Origin of the sequence: Saccharothrix sp. NRRL B-16314, assembly GCF_000716595.1 — a bacterium.
Lineage (GTDB): Bacteria > Actinomycetota > Actinomycetes > Mycobacteriales > Pseudonocardiaceae > Actinosynnema.
In genome coordinates this window covers 1-281 of the sequence record NZ_JNXC01000256.1, presented here as the reverse complement: position 1 = coordinate 281, position 281 = coordinate 1, and the positions used below count along the sequence as shown (strand labels likewise).

Genomic DNA, 281 nt, shown 5'->3' with positions numbered 1-281 from the left:
CCCAGCAGGATGGACTCCCGCTGCAACTCCGTCAACGCCGACAGGCACCGCTGCACCTGCCGCCGCTCGACCCGCGCCGCGACCTGCTCGCTCACCGCGTCGAAAGGCGTCTCCACATCACGACGGGCCGCGATGTCCTCCCGCCGCGTCGCCGCCTCCGCCGACCGCACCCGGTCCACCGCACGACGGTGCGCCATCGTCATCACCCACGCCAGGGCACTGCCCCGACCCGGATCGAAACGCCCCGCCGTACGCCACACCTCCACCAACACCTCCTGCGC

General features: G+C 72.6%; 1 protein-coding gene. It reads right to left on the bottom strand.

Annotation, left to right across the window (positions count from 1 at the left end; all coding sequences use genetic code 11):
- Window positions 1-281, bottom strand: a 281-nt coding sequence (locus OQ02_RS39890) for a sigma factor (protein ID WP_033443883.1), incomplete at both ends; no start/stop codon positions are given.